Below are 254 nucleotides of genomic sequence, written 5' to 3'. Positions count from 1 at the left end.
CGCCGGTCAGGCCCGAGCCGATCTGCGACGCGAGCCGGATGCGCTGCGCTTCGCCGCCGGACAGCGTTTCGGCGCTGCGCTCGAGCGACAGGTAGTCGAGGCCGACGTTGTTCAGGAAGGTCAGGCGCGCGACGATTTCCTTGATCACCTTGTCGGCGATCTCGCGCTTCGCGCCCTCGAGCGTCAGGCCGTCGAAATAGCCGAGCGCGTCGCGCAGCGGCCAGCCGCTGATCTCGTAGATGCCGCGCGCGTAG

1 protein-coding gene is annotated in these 254 nt (G+C 68.9%); it reads right to left on the bottom strand.

Features of this window, described 5'->3' with window-relative positions:
- On the bottom strand, positions 1 to 254 hold a 254-nt coding region (locus SB816_RS33360), incomplete at both ends, for a hypothetical protein (RefSeq protein WP_410548423.1).

Source organism: Achromobacter sp. SIMBA_011, from assembly GCF_046535435.1.
Classification (GTDB): domain Bacteria; phylum Pseudomonadota; class Gammaproteobacteria; order Burkholderiales; family Burkholderiaceae_B; genus Achromobacter; species Achromobacter dolens.
This window is presented reverse-complemented; position numbering and strand designations above follow the sequence as displayed.